The sequence below is a fragment of the Rhodococcus sp. NPDC003382 genome (genome assembly GCF_053589135.1).
The window spans coordinates 51,794-70,032 of sequence record NZ_JBSFRH010000011.1 but is presented as its reverse complement, the minus strand read 5'-3'; the positions used below and the strand labels follow the sequence as shown (position 1 = coordinate 70,032).

Genomic DNA, 18,239 nt, shown 5'->3' with positions numbered 1-18,239 from the left:
CCCGTCCGTACGTGTGCGCGTGTCCGACCGCTGCGCGGCTCACGCGCGCCGGTCGATTCCGGCGCACGCGAGCCATGTCGGATCAGGCAGTGCCGAGGGCGTTCTTCGCGGCGTTCTCCGCCGCATCGACCTGGCCGGAGAACTTGCCACCGGTCTTGTCGTCCGCGAGGTCGCCGGCCTTCTCGATCGCCTGGTTCACCACGTCGGGGTGATCGGCGGCGAGTTCCTTGCCCTTGTCGACGATGCCCTTCACATTGTCCAAGAAGCCCACGGCATTTCCTTTCGTTTGGGTACCGAGCGAAAGGAAGCCTGCCACACCCGACGCAGGATCTCCGGGAACGCTATCCGGAACCGGGTCCCGGCGGCGGGCCGGGCTGCTCCGTCCCGGGTGGCGGGGTCGGGGGCTGGGCCGGCGGCGCACCCGGCGGCGGTGTGCCCGCGTCCTGGCCACCGGTGGCACCGAGGTGCTTCTTCGCCGCGTCCTGCGCCTTGTCGACATGCTGGGCGTACTTGCCGCCTGTCCTCTGATCCACCTGGTCGCCGGCCTTGTCGATGGCCGAACCGACCTTGTCGGGATTCTGGGCGGCATAGTCCTTGCCCTTGCCGAACAAGCCCTTCAACGTATCCATGAAGCCCATCTGCTGTTCCTTCCGTCGAAGCGGAACGGTTCTTGCCGAGGGTGTTCGCAATACGCCGGTCAGTGTACGCCCGGGAGCAGATCGTCCGGGGCGGCGAACAGGCGGCGGTGCTCGCCGTGCAGACGCCCGGTGACCCACCACGAGACCTCCACCAGGAACACACCGACGGCGCCGCACACGAACGCGATCGTCGTGTAGCCGAGGTCCGAGGGGTCCAGCGCGAAGAACTCGCGGCAGAACGGCACCGTGAACAGGATGACGTAGCCGAGCACCGATCCGATCAACAGCACGATCTTCCACAGCTGATACGGCCGGGCGACGACTGCGAGCACCCACAGCGCGATCATGATCAGGGTGATCAGCGCGGACGTGCCGGCCTGGATCTTCTGCTGCTCGGTCTGCTCCGGTCCCCCGTACACGAGCACGTAGCAGACGAACGTCGCAACACCGATGATCACGCCCGACGGAATCGCCAGCCGCATCACGCGGGGCACGAACCCGGGCCGGGCACGCTCGTTGTTCGGGGCCAGCGACAGCAGGAACGCCGGGATGCCGATGGTGAACCAGGCGGCGATCGTCACGTGCCGCGGCAGGAACGGATAGGGCAGCGGATCGAAGTCGAACAGTTGCGACAGCACCCCGGAGACCCCGACGAAGAACGCCAGCAGCACCGAGTACACCGTCTTGGTGAGGAACAGGTTGGAAACCCGTTCGATGTTGCCGATGACGCGGCGGCCCTCCCCCACCACGTGCGGCAGGGTCGCGAACTTGTTGTCCAGCAGCACGATCTGCGCGACCGCGCGGGTGGCGGGACTGCCCGAGCCCATCGCGACTCCGATGTCGGCGTCCTTGAGGGCCAGCACGTCGTTCACGCCGTCGCCGGTCATTGCGACGGTGTGCCCACGCGACTGCAAAGCCCCGACCATCGCGCGCTTCTGATCGGGTCGCACGCGGCCGAACGTGGTCGCGGACGCGACGGTCTCGGCGAGCTCGTCCCGGTCCTCGGGGAGGGTGCGCGCGTCGACGGGCCGATCCCCGTTCGACAGACCCAGCGACGACGCGACCGCCCCGACCGACACCGCGTTGTCACCGGAGATGATCTTGACGTCGACCTTCTGCCCGGCGAAGTACTCGAGGGTGTCCTTCGCGTCGGGCCGCACCCGCTGCTCGAGCACTACCAGCGCACGCGGGGTGACGACGCCCGGCGCGGCCTCGTCCTCGACGGGACGGTCGCTCTCGGCGAGCAGCAGCACCCGCAGCCCGTGCGCGCCGATCTCCTCGGCCTTGCGGGCGGCGTCGGATGCCGGATCGAGCAGCACGTCGGGGGCGCCGAGCAGCCAGTTGCCGTGGGCACCGTAGGACTGGCCGCTCCACTTCTTCGCCGACGAGAACGGGGCGGTCGCGGTCGCCGCACCCCAACCCGGATCGTCGGGCAGGGCCTCCGCAATCGCGGCGACACTCGCGTTCGGGCGCGGATCGTCGCCGGCCATCGCCGCGAGCGCGGCACCGACCGTGTTCTCGTCCGCGCCGTCGATCGGCACGATCTCGGCCAGCCGCATCCCGTTCTCGGTGAGGGTTCCGGTCTTGTCCGCGCACACCACGTCGACGCGGGCCAGGCCCTCGATGGCCGGCAGTTCCTGCACGAGACACTGGCGCTGCCCGAGCCGGACCACCCCGACCGCGAACGCGATCGACGTCATCAGCACGAGGCCTTCGGGGACCATCGGCACGAGCGCGGCCACCATGCCGCTGAGCGCGGGACCGAGCGACTCGCCGCTCGAGAACAGCTGGTTGTAGATGATGAGCAGACCCGCCGGGATCATCAGGTAGGTGATGAACTTCAGGATCTTGTTGATGCCGGCCATCAGTTCCGAGTGCACCAACGTGAACTTGCTGGCCTCCTCGGCCAGCCGCGCCGCGTAGGCATCGCGACCGACCTTCGTCGCACGGTAGGCACCACTGCCCGACGCGACGAAACTGCCGGACATCACCGTCGCGCCGGGCGCCTTGTCGACGTTGTCGGATTCGCCGGTGAGCAGCGACTCGTCGAGCTCGAGGCCCTCGGATTCGACGACGACACCGTCGACCACCAACTGGTCGCCGGGACCGAGTTCGATGATGTCGTCGAGCACCACCTCGCGCGGGGCGAGCTCGGCGGATCGTCCGTCGCGCCGTACGACCGGCTTGGTCTGGCTGACGATCGCGAGCTTGTCCAGGGTCCGTTTCGCGCGGATCTCCTGGATGATTCCGATGCCGCTGTTCGCCACGATCAGCAGGCCGAACATGCCGTCGATGATCGAGCCGGTGGACAGCACGATGAGGAACAGCACACCGAGGATCGCGTTGATCCGCGTGAACACGTTCGCGCGGACGATGTCCTTGACGGACCGGGACGCGCGATCGGGAACGTCGTTCGTCTCGCCCCGCGCCACACGTTCGGCGACCTGCTCGGTGGTCAGGCCGCCGGCGACATGGGCGGGATCGGTCACGACCGTCTCACCGGCACCGACGACCGCGGTGGGCTCTTCAACTGACATGAAGAACAGGCTATGCCAGCGCGGGGAAGTTGCGATCGCGCACCGAGCGGCAGGACCGCGTTTCACCCGCGAAGCGGCACGGGTACCCGCGACGGCATGACATCTCTGAAGGCGCTCGCACTGGTCTGCACGCTCAAGCCGTCCCCGGCCGCGTCGAGCAGCGATCTGATCACCGAACACGTCCTCGCCGAGCTCGGCAAGTACGACGTGACCGGTGAGGCGATCCGGCTGGTCGATCTCGACATCCGTCCCGGCGTCGAGGCCGATATGGGGAACGGCGACCGATGGCCGGACGTCCGACGGCGCATCCTCGACGCCGACATCCTGCTGATCGCGACCCCCACGTGGCTCGGCCAGATGTCGAGCGTGGCCAAACGGGCGCTCGAACGACTCGATGCCGAACTCTCCGAGACGGACGACGAGGGCCGCCCGATCCTGTTCGGGAAGGTCGCGGTCGCGGCGGTGGTCGGCAACGAGGACGGGGCACACGCGATCGTGGCGAGTCTGTTCCAGGCGCTCGACGACTGCGGGTACACGATCCCGGCGCAGGGGTGCACGTACTGGAACGGCGAAGCGATGACGCCCGGTGACTACAACGACCTCGACTCCGTGCCCGACGCGGTCGCCTCGGCGACGGCGACCCTCGCCCGCAACGCGGCGCATCTCGCCCGCGTACTGCTGAAGGATCCGTATCCGTCGGCCGAGTGAGGACCGGCCCCCGTCGCTACTCGCCGGCCCCGCCTTCTTCTCCTGCCCGGCGCGCCGGATCCGTCGCCTCCTGGCCGGCGTCGGTGCCGCTGTCGGGCCGATCCCCGTGATCCGATTCGAGATCGTCGTCCTGCGGGGTTTCCTCGGGGTCGGGTGACACCCGGTGGAAGCCCTCGTCCTCGTCGTGCTTGCCGGACGCGTTCATGTCGCTACTCCTCACCGGGGCGCACCGGCGGTGCGCGCCACCTCGAATTTCAGCCCGAAGTTGTCGAATGTGTTCGGCAACGGACGGTCGGGGGCCGGCACCGGATCGGAGACGACCCGGAAGTCCGCAGCGGCGAGCATCCGCGCCAGCAGGGTGCTGGTCACCAGCAGCACGAGGTTGCGGCCGGGGCACGCCGCCGGTCCGGCGCTGAACGGCACCAGTTCCGGACGTCTCTCCGCGCGTCCGTCCAGCCACACCTCGGGGACGAACTCGTCGGCGAACGACACGGTCTCGCCGTCGCGGTGGAAACCGGCGGTGAGGATCATGAATCCGGTGCCGGCGGGAATGGTGAACCGCTCCTGCTCCGGGCCCCACACCGTGTCGCGGGTGGAGTCCCGCAGGATCATCGGCGTCGTCGGCCACAGACGCACCGATTCGAGTACGGCGGCCCTCAGATACGGGTAGGGCTGCGGCTTCTCGGCGTCACCGGCGGCGATCTCCGCGCGTGCGGTCCCGCGCTGCCCCGGGTGACCGGCGAACAGCGCGAGCGTGCGCGCAGCGGCCATGCCCGCGGCGTCGAACGCGAACAGCCAGTGCGGAATCTGACCGACCGGATCGGTCGCACCTCCGGCGGGTAGCGCGGCGAGTGCTCCGGCGAGCGAACCCGGCTCGGCCCGGTCCACGTAGCGATACAGGTCTTCGGTGAAGCGGTCGCGAAGACGGCTCCGCTCGGGAATGAAATAGGACCAGTTCCCGTTCGCGCGAAGCTTTTTCAATCTGTCGGTGATGTCGTTGTCCTCGGCGGCGGAGTCGCCCAGGACGATCCGGCGAACGATGCGCCACCAGGTTCGGGTGAACTCGTCGTTGTCGAGAGTGCCGGTGCGGATCGCCGATTCGAGGAGGGCGACCGCCTCCCGGTCGACGACCTCCACGATCGGTTCGGCCAGGTGATGCAGGGTGTGCGCGGTGTCGAGTGCCTCTTCGTTGAGCCGGCGGCGTTCGGAGCGGATGGAGCCCTGCGAGATGAGCACACCGTGCGGCTGGAACGGCGAGAGTGCACCCTTCTTCTCCCGGGTGGCGGGGTCGAACGGGTCCGGCGAGTCCTCGAGGATCCTGCCGACATCGGCCGGGTCGAGCACGACCGCCAGCCGCCTGCCGGGCAATTCGATCTGCAGCGGCCCGGAGCCGTGTTCCGCACGCAGCCGGCGCAGTGCGTGCACGGCGGACGCGTCGGCGCCGAACCGTTCCAGCAGCGCCATCGACCGGGGCCTACGGGCGATCACCCCGGCGGCGACCGACGGGAAGCCGAGGGTCGCGACCAGACGCAGCGCCCGGAGGCCGCTCACGGCCGGGCCGGTCGCGGACGTCGAATGTGCGGTACCTGCGGGTGTCGCCATGACGCACTGGTACCCGCTCCGCCTTCCCGCGAAACGAGCCTGGGTCAGGAAAAGACAAGCACTCTTGACACCGGATGACAAGGATGCTTGACTTCCACTCGTGGCAGGCACACCGGGAAGCAACCGAGTTCGCGAGTTCCGCAAGCAACTGCGGATCACCCAGGCCGAACTGGGCGAGCGGGTCGGCGTCAGCCGTCAGAGCATCGTGTCCACCGAGAAGGGCGACTATGCGCCGAGCGTCTACCTCGCATTACGGCTTGCCCGCACCCTCGGCACCACCGTCGAAGATCTGTTTCCACTCACCGAGGAGGACTCCCCATGACCGCATTCGTCAAGGCCGCTCGCGTGATCGGGGATCTCGACGACGACTTCTACCGCGACGAACGTCAGCGTGACGTCTGGAACGAAGCGTCCGCAGTGGGATTCCAACTGACCCAATGGATTGCGCTCGTCGCGACGGCCGTCCTCCCGTGGGTCGCCGGACGCGTCGGCGCGTGGACCGCACTCGGCATCATCCTCGCGTGGTTCGTGGTCTCGATCGTCACCGCCGCCTACGCACGCTCCCAGGACGTCGACGTGTACGCCTCCGCCAAGACGTGGCGCCCCCGCGCCATCTTCGCCGCTGCGCTGTACATCGCGGGGGCGGTCGGCATCTACGCCCGCCTGTCCGCACCGCTCGACCAGGATCCGGAAACGTGGCTCGGGATGATCGTCGGCGGGATCTGCGGTGCAGCAGCGGTTTTCGCGATCATCGCATGGCGCAAGCGCCGCGACGCCCGCCGGATCGCCGAGGAAGAAGCGCGCGACGCCGAGGACATGTGAGCGCGCTTCTTCCCCGGAACCCGTTGCACCGGAACCGGTCAGGCCAGAACGGCGTCGACCGTCTTCTTGAGTGCCGACGGCTGTGCCGGTGAGCGCGGCGCCTTCTTCTTCAGTTCGAGCATCTCCGCACCGATCTCCTGCAGCTTCTTACGGCCGAGCTGCTCACGAACCTGCGGGAACCACTCTTCCTCTTCTTCTGCGATGTGGTGCTCGACGTTCTCGATCAGCACCGTGGCCTTGGCGTCGAATCGCTCGTCGGACGGCGACATTCCCGCCAGCTCGGTGACGAGCACGTCGGCGACGTGGTGTTCCTCGTAGGACTCGAGAACGTCCTCCTCGAGCTCCGGCAGGAGATCGCGGACCTTCGGATACATGCACTCGTTCTCGATGTAGGTGTGCACGGTCAGCGCCTCGATGATCTTGTCGACGAGCTGCCCCTTCTCCTTCTCCGCGTTCTCACCCGCACCCCGGAAGGCACGGAACAACCGCCGGATCTCCTTGTGATCGTCCTTGAGAATCACGATGGCATCCGTCGACATCAGAACCTCCTCGCGCCGGGGTCCGGCCACCCGAGCCGGACGCGGAATCCGTGTGGCTCCTTGGTACCCACGGCAGGAGTCGGGCAAACGGCACATCGTGCGAAGTCTCAGCCGAGGGACACCCACCACGGATGCTGGGCACCCGGCCGGAGCGCGTCGACCCGCTGCCCCGGCATCGGGACCGCGGTCGCGACCCCGGCGGCCTGCGCTGCCGGTAACAGCCGCGCGATCGGCTCGGACCACGCATGGAAGGCGAGGTTGAAGGTGCCCCAGTGCACCGGCACGAGCAGACTGCCGGGGCGGTCCGCGCAACCGAGGTCACCGTGCGTTCGCACTGCTTCCTCGGGATTCATGTGGATGTCCGGCCAGCGACGGTCGTACGCGCCGACCGGCAGCAGCGTCAGGTCGAACGGACCGTACCGGTCCCCGACGTCGGCGAACCGCCTCGTGTATCCGCTGTCGCCCCCGAAGAACACACGGCGCGTCGGACCGGCGATCACCCACGACGACCACAGCGTGATGTCCCGCGCGAATCCGCGACCGGAGAAGTGACGGGCCTCGGTGCACGTGATCGTCAGCTCCCCGACCTCGGTGTGCTGATCCCAGTCGAGTTCGACGATCCGCTCCTCCGGAACCCGCCACCGGCGCAGGTGCGCGCCGACACCGAGCGGCACCAGGAACCGGATGTCGCGTTGCGTGGCGGCCAGCATTTCGACGGTGCGGCGGTCGAGGTGGTCGTAGTGGTCGTGGGAGATCACCACCGCGTCGATGCGGGGCAGTTCGGCGAGCTGCACCGGCACCGGATGCATGCGGGCGGGCCCGATCGTCTCCGACGGCGACACCCGATCGCTCCACACCGGGTCCGCGAGAATGCGGTGCCCGTCGATCTCGACGAGCGCGCTGGAATGTCCGTACCAGGTGACCGCCAGCTCCGCGGCGTCCACCGGCGCGAGCGGCGGTGCGAGCGGCACCTCCGTCCGCGGCGTTCCGACGGACCCACGGGTCAGGATGTCCTTGAGGAAACCACCGCCCGCCTCCGGACCGAGCGTGCTGCTCGGCTCGGAGTTGTGGAACCGGCCGTCGCGGTAGCGGGGCGAACCCGCCGCGTACGGCCGGATGTCGGCGACGGACGCGCCGATCGAGGTCGGCAGACCGCGGGCGGCACGCGCCACCCACAGCAATCCGGCTCCGGCGAGGGCGGACGAGGCAGCCTGTTTGACGCTCACCACACCACTGTAGGGCGCGTCTCCCGATCCCTCTCGGATCGAAATGGGGATTGGGCGTCGTGCCCGAGGTGCGGGCGGCTACTTTCCGCGGAAGACGGGATCGCGCTTCTCGGCGCGCGCGACGCGCGCCTCCTGCGCGTCCTCGCTCAGCCATGCCGCGGCCAGCGCCGACATCTGTTCCGGCGACGGTTCGTCGCGGGTGCGGTCGTCGTTGAGGAACAGCTTCATGGCGCGCAACGACAGCGGCGCGAGTGCCGCGATCTCCTGCGCCCATGCCTGCGCCGCCTCGAGGTCGCCGATCCGGTTGGCCAGGCCCCGCGCGAGCGCTTCGTCCGCGTGGATCGAATCGGCGGCGAGGAACACCGCGCGGGCGGCTCCCCCACCGATGAGCGTCGCCAGCCGGCGTACGGTCCACCGGTCCACCGAGATCCCGAGCCGGGCGGCGGGCACCGCGAACCGGGCCTTCGGCGCGACCACCCGTAAGTCCGACGCGAGCGCGAGCTGGGTACCGGCCCCGATCGCGGGGCCGTTGACGGCGGCGATCACCGGGATCGGCGCGGTCTCGATGGTCGTGAGCATCTCGGTGAGGCTGTCGAGGAACCCTTCCGCGTACACGTCACCGGACAGATCGGCACCCGCGCAGAACGCCGGTCCTTCACCGGTGACGACGACGACGCGCGCGTCGTCCTCGACGGCCTGCTCGATGCACTCGCGGAGCTGCACACACATCTCGGTGTTGAGCGCGTTCCGCCGCTCGGCGCGCTGCAGTTTCATCGTGACGACGTCACCGTCGCGGCTGATCCCGATCATGTTCCTTGCCTCACCTTCCGATCCTGGCGCAGGCATCATCCCATCCGGCGAGCCTGAGCGTTCCACGCGGTCGCGCCTGTCGCTCGCGGTAAAATCAGGGGCGGCGAACAATGATGGGGAGCGGATCAGCACACTCGTCGGCTGTACGGCGGGCTGCACTCCCAGGAGTGGTCATGGACCCACGGATTCCCGATGTGAACACGGTCAGGATGGCAGTCGATCTCGCCTGCCGCGCACCGTCGGTGCACAACAGCCAACCGTGGCGGTGGACGTATTCCGACGGGCGCCTCGACCTCTTCAGCGACCGCAGCCGCCTGTTGCCGTCGACGGATCCGTCCGCGCGGCAACTCGTCCTGAGCTGTGGCGCGGCCCTCCATCACCTGCAGATCGCGGCGACCGCGTTGAAGTGGTCCACCGAGATCGACCGCCTGCCGGTGGGAGAACATTCCAATCATCTGGCCAGCATCCGGTTCAGCCACGGCGCTCGACCGGCATCGCACGATTTCGATCTCGTGGCCGCGATCCGCAGACGTTATTCCGACCGCAGGCCGTTCGCGCCGCCGTCGACCGGCGCCGGCTTCCCCGGACCGCTCCGTGAGGTGCTCCACCCGCGAACGAGGGTGACGGTGTTGCCGGAGGACGCCCGCCAGGTCCTCGGTGCCGCCACCGAGCTCACCGCTGCGATGCGACGCTACGACACCGCGTATCAGACCGAACTCCATTGGTGGACCGGCCATTCCGTCGAATCCCTCGGAATTCCCCCGGAGGCGCTCGCCACGGCGGAGCAGAGCGCGCGCGTCGAGATCGGCCGCCGGTTCCCGGCGGGCGACCGCACCTCGGGCGACGCCCCGGAGACCGACCGCTCGACCGTCATCGTGGTCAGCACCGAAGGAAACACGTGCGAGGACTGGCTGCGAGCGGGCGAGGCACTGTCGGCGGTATTGCTCGAGGCCACCGTCGATCGCCTGGCCACGTGCCCGCTCACCCACGTGACCGAGTTCGGGCAGAGCCGGGAGATGATCCGCACGTTGCTGCCCGAGGGCGGATGCCCGCAGGCACTGGTCCGTGTCGGCACGACCGCGCCGGAGAACCGTCCGAAGCCGACGCCGCGACTGCCCACGGATTCGGTGTTCACGGTGACCGTCCGGCGTGCGACACGGTGATCCGATCCGAACATCTTGCGGGGCAAGGATTTCCGTCCGTCACTCGTCCGTGTCGTCCGGGGCCGGCTCGGCGCGGTCGGTCTTCGCCGGGCGACCGGGGCGGCGGATCTTCTCCGCATGGCCGGGCATCCGGCCGGCCTCGGTCAACGCGCGCCGCAGCAGGAACTCGATCTGCGCGTTGGTGCTGCGCAGCTCGTCGCCCGCCCACCTCGCCAGTGCGTCGTGGACCGCCGGATCGAGCCGCAGCAGCAGCTTCTTGCGTTCGGCCATGCGGATCGGACCTGACTACTGGTAAAGCGAACCGGTGTTGACGACGGGCTGGGCACCCTGGTCCCCACAGAGTACGACGAGCAGGTTGCTGACCATCGCGGCCTTGCGTTCCTCGTCGAGTTCGACGGTGTGCTCGCGCTCGAGCTGATCGAGGGCGGTGGCGACCATCCCGACCGCGCCCATGACGATCTGCTCCCGGGCGGCGATGACCGCGCCCGCCTGCTGGCGGCGCAGCATGGCCTGTGCGATCTCCGGGGCGTAGGCGAGCTGGTTGATGCGCGATTCGACAACGTGCACGCCGGCCGACCGGACGCGCTCGGCGACCTCCTCGGACAGCTTGGTGGTGATCTCGGCGGCATTCTGACGCAGCGACATCGTGTCGGCGGGCGCGTCGTACGGGTAGCTGCCGGCGATGTGACGAACGGCGGCTTCGGTCTGGACCGCGACGAACTCCTCGAAGTCGTCGACGTCGAAGACGGCGCGGGCGGTGTCCTGGACCTGCCACACGATGACCGCCGAGATCTCGATGGGGTTGCCGTCCGCGTCGTTGACCTTCGCCTTGCCGGTCTCGAGGTTGCGGATCCGGGCGGAGATCCTGCGGCGGGTGTTGAGCGGGTTCATCCAGCGCAGTCCCGGTTCCCGGAGAGTGCCCGCGTAGGAGCCGCCGAGCAGCTGCAGCACGCGCGCCTGGTTCGGTTCGACCAGCACGAGACCGGCGAGGGCGGCGCTCGCGAGCACGACCAGGACGGCACCGGCGACGATCAGCGGAATGTTCGTCTGCAGTGCACCCAGCACGATCAACCCGACGCCGGCCAGTTCGACGAGGAGCCCGATGCCGAGCACCAGCCAGCCGCTGCGGGAACGCCCGGGGCGTTCGGTGATCGTCGATTGCGTTGCGGCCATGGCGCGCTCCTCGTCGTGGTCGGTAATGCGATATTAAAGTGATATCACATTTCCACCCGTGGTTTCGATAGCTCGGAGTCATAGCCCGGTGGACCGCCCGGACAGTTGGCATCATGATTGCCACAGACCAACCCACGACAGGGAGCGGACACGATGACGACCGGTGATCCCGACACGTCCGTGGACATCGTCGTGATCGGAGCCGGGCAGGCCGGGCTGTCGGCGGGTTACTACCTGCAGAAGTTCGGCAAGGAACCGGACAGCGGGTTCGTGGTACTGGACCGGTCGTTCGGCCCCGGCGGGGCATGGCAGCACCGCTGGCCGACGCTGACCCTCGACACCGTCAACGGACTCCACGACCTGCCCGGGTCCTCATTCGCCGAGGCCGTCGACACCACCGACGGGAAGGTACCCGCCGCCGCGGCGGTCCCCGAGTACTACCGCGACTACGAGCAGCGCTACCACCTTCCGGTGCGCCGGCCCGTCCAGGTGATCGTGGTGTGCGACCGCGGCGAATACCTGCGCGTGGAAACCGATCACGGCGTGTATGCCGCGCGCGGCATCATCAACGCGACCGGCACCTGGGAGCACCCGTTCGTGCCGTGGTATCCCGGCGCCGCACGGTTCCGCGGACGGCAACTGCACACCAAGGACTACCGGACGGCCGAAGAATTCGCCGGCAAGCACGTCCTCGTCGTCGGTGGCGGCATCTCCGCGGTGCAACTGCTCGACGAGATCTCCCGCGTCACCGAAACCACCTGGGTCACCCGACGCGAACCTGCTTGGCGCGACGAGGAATTCACTCCCGAGGAGGGGCGGGCCGCGGTCGCGGTCGTCGAGGACCGGGTCCGGCACGGGCTGCCTCCGGGATCGGTGGTGTCGGTGACCGGTCTCCCCCTCACCCCGGCCATCCGTGCCGCCCGCGAACGCGGTGTGCTCGAACATCTTCCGATCTTCTCGGAGATCACCGAGCACGGTGTCCGATGGCCGGACGGTCGAGAGCTGGACGTCGACGTCATCCTGTGGTGCACCGGATTCCGCAGTTCCCTCGACCATCTGGCACCGCTCGGCCTGCGCAACCCCGGCGGCGGAATCACCATGACCGGCCGGCTCGCGACCCAGGTCGCCGTCGATCCGCGCATCCACCTCGTCGGGTACGGTCCGTCGGCGTCGACGATCGGCGCGAACCGCGCCGGCCGGGCCGCGGCCCGCGAACTCGTCGACCACCTCGAAGCGGAAGCCTCCGCGAGGTGAGCATGCGCGGCCTGTCGATGTTGGTCGTCGGACTCGCCACGGCCGCGAGCCTGACGCTGTCCGCACCGACCGCCGTCGACACGCTCGTGCCGCCCCCACCCCCACCCGTGCCGGCGGCGCCACCCCTGCCCGCGACCGCGGAGGAACTCGCCGCCCGGATCGTGCCCGCCGTCGTCACGATCACCGCCACCGACGGGTGGACGGGGATGGCGGGGACAGGGATCGTCCTGACCTCCGACGGCCTCGTGCTCACCAACCATCACGTCGTCAGCGGCGCCGACGAGATCAACGCCTTCAGCGCCGCGACCGGCCTGTCCTACGACGTCGCCGTCAACGGCTACGACCGCGTCCACGACATCGCGGTCGTGCAGCTCGGCAGCGCCCGGGATCTGCCGGTCGCGACGCTCGCCGACGCCGAGGCGCCCCGAGTGGGTTCCGCCGTCACCGCGTTCGGCAACGCCGACGGTGGTGGGGTCGTCGTCGCCACTCCCGGCACGATCGTCGCAACCGGGCGCAATGTGCTCGTGCGAGACTCGGCCGACGGGTCGCGGCACCGGCTGACCGGGATGCTGCAGTCGGACGCGGCGATCCGGCCCGGCGATTCCGGTGGTCCGCTCGTCGACGCGTTCGGCGCCGTCGTAGGGGTGAACACGGCCGGCGCGATCTCGGAGGATCCCGCCGAGACCCCCGCCGCCCCGGAGGCCTACGCGGTGCCGATCTCCGCCGCGATGCGCATCGTCGAGCAGATCCGCGCGGGCACCGGCGACGGCACCGTGCACGTGGGCCCGACTCCTCTGCTCGGAGTCACGGTCACCACCGTCCGCGAGGACGGCGAGAACCGCGGCGCGGAGGTGCTGTGGGTGTCGTTCGACTCACCGGCCGAGGCCGCCGGGCTCGACATCGGCGACATCATCACCTCGTTCGACGGCAAGCCCGTCGCCTCCAACGGCGACCTCGAAACCCTCCTGATGGCGCGACGCCCCGGCGACACCGTCGAGATCTCCTGGCGCGACAAGACCGGCGACGCGCAGACCGCGACGCTGACCGTCGAATCCGGCCCCCCGCGCTGACGCCCCGGCCGAGTGCGCAGATCTTGTTGTCTCCCATCGAAAATCGCGACAGGTTCTGCACACTCGACGACCGCGGCGCTCACCGCAACCGGTGCGTGGTCTGCCCGTGCGGGTGCTTCGCGAACACGAGGACCTTGCGCGGGTCGACCCGGAACACCTCCGCGCCGAATCCCTCGCCGCCGAATCCTCCGTCGACCACCTCGAAGCGCCACTGCTCTCCGTACTTGGCGAGGTAGGCGTCCGCCAGCGTCTGCAACTGCGCGGGATCGGTGATTCGGTGGGCGTCGCCTTCGACCACCACGTCGGCGCCGTCGGCCCACGTGTTCGTGCCCGTCGTCACCGCGACCTGCGTCTCGTGCTGCAGGTTGCGGGCCTTCTGCTCGCCCGGACCCGTGCAGAACCAGAACGCGCCGTCGCGCCAGAGCCCGATCAGCGGGGTGACGTGCGGTCCCCCTCCGCGCCCGGTGGTGCTCAGCCAGTACAGTTCCGCGTCCGCGAGCAGGCGCTCGGTGTCGCTCCACGCCATCGGCTGCGCGTCCGGATCACCGAACCGTGTGTCGATCGTCGTCACCGGTGTGCCCATGCCGGCCTCCCTCGTTTCGCCGATTGTCCACCGGTACCGACCTCGCCGAGCGCCGAAACTCAGCATCCCCGGGTGACGGGCCCGTACACCCGGGGCGGGATAATCGCCCGGTGAGCGCAACACTACGAATCGACGGGCTGTCCGCGTCCCGCGGCGAACGGACCCTGTTCAGCGGACTGGACCTGACGGTCGCTCCCGGCGACGTGATCGGCATGGTCGGCGCGAACGGCGCCGGCAAGTCGACACTGCTCACGACGCTCGCCGGCGTCGGTACCGCCGACGTGACCGGCACGATCACGCTCGGCCCGCCCGACGCGACCGTCGGTTATCTCGCCCAGGAACCCGAGCGCATCGCCGGGGAGACGATCCTCGGGTTCCTCGAACGACGCACCGGTGTCGCCGAGGCCGAACGGGTGATGAACGCCGCGGCGGAGGCGCTCGGCGAATCCGACGTCGACGACTACACCCCGGCACTCGAACGATGGCTCGCCCTCGGTGGCGCCGACCTGGGCGAACGCGCCGAGAAGACCGTCGCCGACCTCGGTCTCGACGTCGGGCTCGACGCCCCGATGACCGGTCTGTCCGGCGGGCAGGCGGCCCGGGCCGGGCTCGCGGCGCTGCTGCTGTCGCGCTACGACGTGCTGCTGCTCGACGAACCGACCAACGACCTCGATCTGGCCGGCCTCGAACAGCTCGAGCGGTTCGTCGCCGAGACCCGCACCGCGCTCGTGGTGGTCAGCCACGACCGTGAGTTCCTGGCGCGGACCGTCACCGGCATCGTCGAGCTGGACCTGGCGCAGCAGCAGATCGCCGTGTACGACGGCGGATACGAGGCGTACCTCGTCGAACGGGAGGTCGCGCGACGGCACGCCCGCGAGGCCTACGAGGAGTTCGCCGACACCAAGCAGCAGCTCGAGGATCGCGCTCGGATGCAACGTAATTGGCTCGAGCACGGGGTCCGCAACGCGCGCCGCAAGTCGAAGGACAACGACAAGATCGGCAGGAAGTTCCGCGCCGAGGCCACCGAGAAGCAGGCGGCGAAGGCTCGCCAGACGCAGCGCCGCATCGAACGGCTCGACGTCGTCGAGGAGCCCCGCAAGGAATGGGAACTGCGGATGTCGATCGCGGCCGCACCCCGCAGCGGCGCGGTCGTGGCGACCTTGAACGGCGCCGAGATCCGGCGTGGCGCTTTCCGTTTCGGCCCTGTGACGACCCAGGTCGACTGGGGTGACCGCATCCTGGTGACCGGGCCCAACGGCGCCGGGAAGACGACGCTGCTCGGCCTGCTCCTCGGCACGTTGACTCCCGATGCCGGCAGCGTGTCGCTCGGCTCCGGTGTCGAGATCGGTGAAATCGACCAGGCGCGTGGGTTGTTCGAGGGCGAGGAGCCGTTGGTCGAGGCGTTCGGCGCGCAGATACCCGACTGGCCCGACGCGGACGTCCGGACGCTGCTCGCGAAATTCGGGTTGAAGGGCCACCACGTGCTGCGGCCCGCGGCGTCGCTGTCCCCCGGCGAACGCACCCGCGCCGGACTCGCCCTGCTGCAGGCGCGCGGGGTGAACCTGCTGGTGCTCGACGAACCGACGAACCACCTGGACCTTCCGGCGATCGAGCAGCTCGAACAGGCCATCGACAGTTTCGAGGGCACGCTGCTGCTCGTCACGCACGACCGCCGGATGCTCGACACCACCCGCAGCACCCGACGGTGGCGCCTCGACGACGGGAAGCTGACCGAGGAGAACGCATGAGTGGCAGTGTCCGGGTCGACAGCTGGACGTGGTCGGTGCGACTGTTCAAGACCCGCTCGGCTGCCGCGGCGGCGTGCCGGGCCGGGCACGTGCGCGTCGACGGGATGACCGCGAAGCCGTCGACACCGGTGACGATCGGCGCGGAGGTCCGGGTCCGCGCCCACGGGCTCGAAAAGATCGTCGAGGTCACCCAATTGGTGAACAAGCGGGTCGGCGCCCCCATCGCGGCGACCGCCTATCTCGACCACAGTCCTCCGCCGCCGCCGAAGGAGATCCTCGCGTCGCTCCCCCGCCGCGACCGCGGTGCCGGCCGGCCGACGAAGAAGGAACGTCGAGAGCTGGACCGGATCCGCGGGTTCAACGAGGACTGATCCGCCCGGCGGTCACCTCTGGGCGACGGCCGCGAGTGCGTGTTCCACGAAGGTGCGGAAGGCCCAGGCCAGGTCGTCCCGGGATCGGTGGGTTCCGCTCTCGTACCCGACGAGCATGTACATCGCGACGGTCGCCTGCCGTTCGGCCAGCGTACGGTCGCCGGTCGCGTCGAAGAAGGCCTCGGCGATGAACTGCCGACGTTCCTCGTCGGCCTCGATCTGGATCGCCCGGACGTCGGGGTCGTGGGCCGCCCACACGCGGATGGCGGCCTCGGTGTCGTGAGGCAGGTTGAGGGCGACGTCGATGAGGAATTGGAGCCGTTCGACCGGGTCGGCGACCTCTCGTGCATCGCCGATGAGGCGGTCACTCTTGGTTTCGCGCCAGTAGCGGATGAGCGCGGACGTGTACTCACCCCAGTTGGGGAACGCGTGGTAGAACGAGCCGCTGGTGGCGCCGACCTCCTCGCACACCGTCGCGAGTTTCAGTCCGGCGTGACCCTGCCTGCCGAGCACGTCGAGTCCGGCCTCGAGATAGCGCAACTGAGCGCCGCGCGTGGGTACCTTCCTCTTTCCCCCGTCCGAAGCCATGTCTCCTCCGATCCGGCCACGCCTCTCGATTGTGACCTCTTGCACAAAAATATAACCCTACTTACACTCCGACCGGGACGCGAAGGAGAAGCCGTGAGCAAACCCAACCGCAACGCCGGTCTCGACCCGGAGAGCCGATTCCACGAGATCTACCGCAACCTGACCACCTACGAATTCCCGTGGGATTTCAACCAGGCCCTGAGCTTCGCGCTGTTCCGCACGTATGCGGTGCCGAGCATCGGGTCGCTGCTCGACGCGACCGGCGCGTTCACCGAGACCACCCAGAAGCGCTACGACGACACCTCGATCCTGCTCGAAGTCCCGCTCCTCCAGGGATTCGACAGCGCCGAGGGCAAGGCCGCGATCCGTCGCATCAACCAGATGCACCGCATGTACGACATTTCCAACGACGACTTCCGCTACGTGCTCTCCACGTTCGTGGTCGTCCCGCAGCGCTGGATCCAGGCCTACGGCTGGCGGCAGCTGACCGACGACGAACTGCTCGCGTCGGTCCGCTACTACCAGGCCCTCGGGCGTCACATGGGCATCAAGGACATTCCGGCCACCTACGGTGACTTCGAGACCCTCATGGACAGCTACGAGGCCGAGCACTTCGCGTTCGACGCCGGCGGGCGGCGCGTCGCCGACGCCACGATGGACCTGCTCGCGTCGTTCTACCCGAGCTTCGCCAAACCGGCCGTCGAACTGTTCAGCCGCTGCCTCATGGACGAGCCGCTGCTCGCCGCATTCCGCTACCCCGAGCCCGGGAGCCTGGCCCGGAAGCTCTCGGTCGCGGCGCTGCGGGGCCGTGCCCGGCTGCTCGCCGTCCTCCCGCCGCGACGCAAGCCGCAGTTCGTCCACGACATGCCCCGAATCCGCAGCTACCCCAACGGCTTCGACATCAACAGTATGGGCACCTTCACCCCCGGCTGCCCGGTTCCGCACACGGCGCCGGAGAAGTCCGCACCCCAGCAGTAGACGTCTCGGGATTCGGCCCGCCGACCGTACGCGTCGGCGGGCCTTCCCTTTTTCCGAGCGAATGTATCGCTCGACTCCTCAGATCGACTGAGCGTGCCACTCGCTCTGATGGCACGGTTGACAGATCGTTGGGTTTTCACAACACTTTGTTGTATGAGCCCGGTACGCCGTGGGGAAACCCTCCCCATCTACAACCGGATCCGCGTACTCCGCGCGGACCGCGGATTGAGCCGCAGCCAGCTCGCCGCATTGGTCGAGGTCAATCCCCAGACCATCGGCGCTCTCGAGCGCGGCGACCACTACCCCAGCCTCGACCTCGCGTTCCGCATCTGCGACGTGTTCGGCCTGCCCGTCGAGGCCGTGTTCTCGCGCACGGAGTTCGCGCCGCTGTCCGCCGGGCTGCACCGTCCCGCACCGAAGGAGGCTTGA

The 18,239-nt window shown here is 68.9% G+C and carries 22 protein-coding genes; 10 read left to right on the top strand and 12 right to left on the bottom strand.

The window, feature by feature from the left end; all coding sequences use genetic code 11:
• Positions 1–82: 82 nt before the first annotated feature.
• The 3 genes from ACWDUD_RS10335 to ACWDUD_RS10325 all read right to left on the bottom strand — a co-directional run bounded on the left by ACWDUD_RS10335 (position 83) and on the right by ACWDUD_RS10325 (position 3,175).
• Positions 83–271, bottom strand: coding sequence for an antitoxin (locus tag ACWDUD_RS10335; protein WP_450109243.1), 189 nt, complete (start codon positions 269–271; stop codon positions 83–85).
• Between the two features lie 70 nt (positions 272–341).
• Positions 342–638, bottom strand: a complete 297-nt coding sequence (locus tag ACWDUD_RS10330; RefSeq protein ID WP_450109242.1) for an antitoxin — start codon at positions 636–638, stop codon at positions 342–344.
• Positions 639–697: 59 nt separating this feature from the next.
• Positions 698–3,175, bottom strand: coding sequence for an HAD-IC family P-type ATPase (locus tag ACWDUD_RS10325; RefSeq protein ID WP_450109241.1), 2,478 nt, complete (start codon positions 3,173–3,175; stop codon positions 698–700).
• A 96-nt stretch (positions 3,176–3,271) separates the two neighbouring features.
• Here ACWDUD_RS10325 and ACWDUD_RS10320 point away from each other — a divergent pair, with 96 nt between their 5' ends.
• Complete coding sequence (locus ACWDUD_RS10320) at positions 3,272–3,883, top strand: flavodoxin family protein (protein ID WP_450109240.1); 612 nt, start codon at positions 3,272–3,274, stop codon at positions 3,881–3,883.
• 16 nt (positions 3,884–3,899) lie between these two features.
• Here the strand turns inward: ACWDUD_RS10320 and ACWDUD_RS10315 are convergent, their stop codons facing one another.
• Entirely contained in the window at positions 3,900–4,088 is a 189-nt protein-coding gene (locus ACWDUD_RS10315; RefSeq protein WP_248676580.1) for a hypothetical protein, read from the bottom strand.
• An 11-nt stretch (positions 4,089–4,099) separates the two neighbouring features.
• Entirely contained in the window at positions 4,100–5,485 is a 1,386-nt protein-coding gene (locus ACWDUD_RS10310; protein WP_450109239.1) for a cytochrome P450, read from the bottom strand.
• A gap of 100 nt (positions 5,486–5,585) precedes the next feature.
• Between ACWDUD_RS10310 and ACWDUD_RS10305 the strand changes: the two genes are divergently transcribed.
• Positions 5,586–5,807, top strand: a complete 222-nt coding sequence (locus tag ACWDUD_RS10305) for a helix-turn-helix transcriptional regulator (RefSeq protein ID WP_197252601.1) — start codon at positions 5,586–5,588, stop codon at positions 5,805–5,807.
• Positions 5,804–6,307: a DUF2029 domain-containing protein gene (locus tag ACWDUD_RS10300; RefSeq protein WP_450109238.1), complete on the top strand. Its 504-nt coding sequence runs from the start codon at positions 5,804–5,806 to the stop codon at positions 6,305–6,307. Before ACWDUD_RS10305 ends, ACWDUD_RS10300 begins: the two co-directional genes overlap by 4 nt.
• A 38-nt stretch (positions 6,308–6,345) precedes the next feature.
• Here the strand turns inward: ACWDUD_RS10300 and ACWDUD_RS10295 are convergent, their stop codons facing one another.
• From ACWDUD_RS10295 to ACWDUD_RS10285, 3 genes are all read right to left on the bottom strand, one after another.
• Positions 6,346–6,846: a hemerythrin domain-containing protein gene (locus ACWDUD_RS10295; protein ID WP_450109237.1), complete on the bottom strand. Its 501-nt coding sequence runs from the start codon at positions 6,844–6,846 to the stop codon at positions 6,346–6,348.
• 107 nt (positions 6,847–6,953) lie between these two features.
• Positions 6,954–8,072, bottom strand: a complete 1,119-nt coding sequence (locus ACWDUD_RS10290) for an MBL fold metallo-hydrolase (RefSeq protein ID WP_450109236.1) — start codon at positions 8,070–8,072, stop codon at positions 6,954–6,956.
• Between the two features lie 78 nt (positions 8,073–8,150).
• Positions 8,151–8,882: an enoyl-CoA hydratase gene (locus ACWDUD_RS10285; RefSeq protein WP_450109235.1), complete on the bottom strand. Its 732-nt coding sequence runs from the start codon at positions 8,880–8,882 to the stop codon at positions 8,151–8,153.
• A gap of 173 nt (positions 8,883–9,055) precedes the next feature.
• Between ACWDUD_RS10285 and ACWDUD_RS10280 the strand changes: the two genes are divergently transcribed.
• A complete protein-coding gene (locus ACWDUD_RS10280; protein ID WP_450109234.1) occupies positions 9,056–10,045 on the top strand; it encodes an Acg family FMN-binding oxidoreductase in 990 nt (329 codons plus the stop codon).
• Between the two features lie 39 nt (positions 10,046–10,084).
• Here the strand turns inward: ACWDUD_RS10280 and ACWDUD_RS10275 are convergent, their stop codons facing one another.
• Both ACWDUD_RS10275 and ACWDUD_RS10270 read right to left on the bottom strand, forming a co-directional pair.
• Positions 10,085–10,315: a hypothetical protein gene (locus tag ACWDUD_RS10275; protein ID WP_450109233.1), complete on the bottom strand. Its 231-nt coding sequence runs from the start codon at positions 10,313–10,315 to the stop codon at positions 10,085–10,087.
• A 15-nt stretch (positions 10,316–10,330) separates the two neighbouring features.
• Positions 10,331–11,218 (bottom strand): SPFH domain-containing protein, encoded by an 888-nt coding sequence (locus tag ACWDUD_RS10270; RefSeq protein WP_450109232.1) that lies wholly within the window; start codon positions 11,216–11,218, stop codon positions 10,331–10,333.
• Positions 11,219–11,371: 153 nt separating this feature from the next.
• Here ACWDUD_RS10270 and ACWDUD_RS10265 point away from each other — a divergent pair, with 153 nt between their 5' ends.
• Both ACWDUD_RS10265 and ACWDUD_RS10260 read left to right on the top strand, forming a co-directional pair.
• Positions 11,372–12,472, top strand: a complete 1,101-nt coding sequence (locus tag ACWDUD_RS10265; RefSeq protein WP_450109231.1) for an NAD(P)-binding domain-containing protein — start codon at positions 11,372–11,374, stop codon at positions 12,470–12,472.
• Positions 12,473–12,474: 2 nt separating this feature from the next.
• Entirely contained in the window at positions 12,475–13,542 is a 1,068-nt protein-coding gene (locus tag ACWDUD_RS10260; protein ID WP_450109291.1) for a S1C family serine protease, read from the top strand.
• A gap of 79 nt (positions 13,543–13,621) precedes the next feature.
• Here the strand turns inward: ACWDUD_RS10260 and ACWDUD_RS10255 are convergent, their stop codons facing one another.
• Positions 13,622–14,125: a pyridoxamine 5'-phosphate oxidase family protein gene (locus ACWDUD_RS10255; RefSeq protein ID WP_450109230.1), complete on the bottom strand. Its 504-nt coding sequence runs from the start codon at positions 14,123–14,125 to the stop codon at positions 13,622–13,624.
• Between the two features lie 110 nt (positions 14,126–14,235).
• On the opposite strand from ACWDUD_RS10255, the gene ACWDUD_RS10250 reads away from it, so the two are divergent.
• On the top strand, positions 14,236–15,873 hold the full coding sequence (locus tag ACWDUD_RS10250; RefSeq protein WP_450109229.1) for an ABC-F family ATP-binding cassette domain-containing protein: 1,638 nt from the start codon (positions 14,236–14,238) through the stop codon (positions 15,871–15,873).
• Complete coding sequence (locus ACWDUD_RS10245) at positions 15,870–16,244, top strand: RNA-binding S4 domain-containing protein (RefSeq protein WP_197250816.1); 375 nt, start codon at positions 15,870–15,872, stop codon at positions 16,242–16,244. The genes ACWDUD_RS10250 and ACWDUD_RS10245 overlap by 4 nt, the downstream gene beginning before the upstream one ends.
• Positions 16,245–16,256: 12 nt before the next feature.
• Here ACWDUD_RS10245 and ACWDUD_RS10240 read toward each other — a convergent pair whose 3' ends face one another.
• Positions 16,257–16,832: a TetR/AcrR family transcriptional regulator gene (locus ACWDUD_RS10240; RefSeq protein ID WP_450109228.1), complete on the bottom strand. Its 576-nt coding sequence runs from the start codon at positions 16,830–16,832 to the stop codon at positions 16,257–16,259.
• Between the two features lie 93 nt (positions 16,833–16,925).
• On the opposite strand from ACWDUD_RS10240, the gene ACWDUD_RS10235 reads away from it, so the two are divergent.
• Positions 16,926–17,810 carry an oxygenase MpaB family protein gene (locus ACWDUD_RS10235; protein ID WP_450109227.1) on the top strand — a complete coding sequence of 295 codons (885 nt, stop codon included), beginning with the start codon at positions 16,926–16,928 and terminating at the stop codon, positions 17,808–17,810.
• 153 nt (positions 17,811–17,963) lie between these two features.
• Positions 17,964–18,239, top strand: coding sequence for a helix-turn-helix transcriptional regulator (locus tag ACWDUD_RS10230; RefSeq protein WP_197250821.1), 276 nt, complete (start codon positions 17,964–17,966; stop codon positions 18,237–18,239).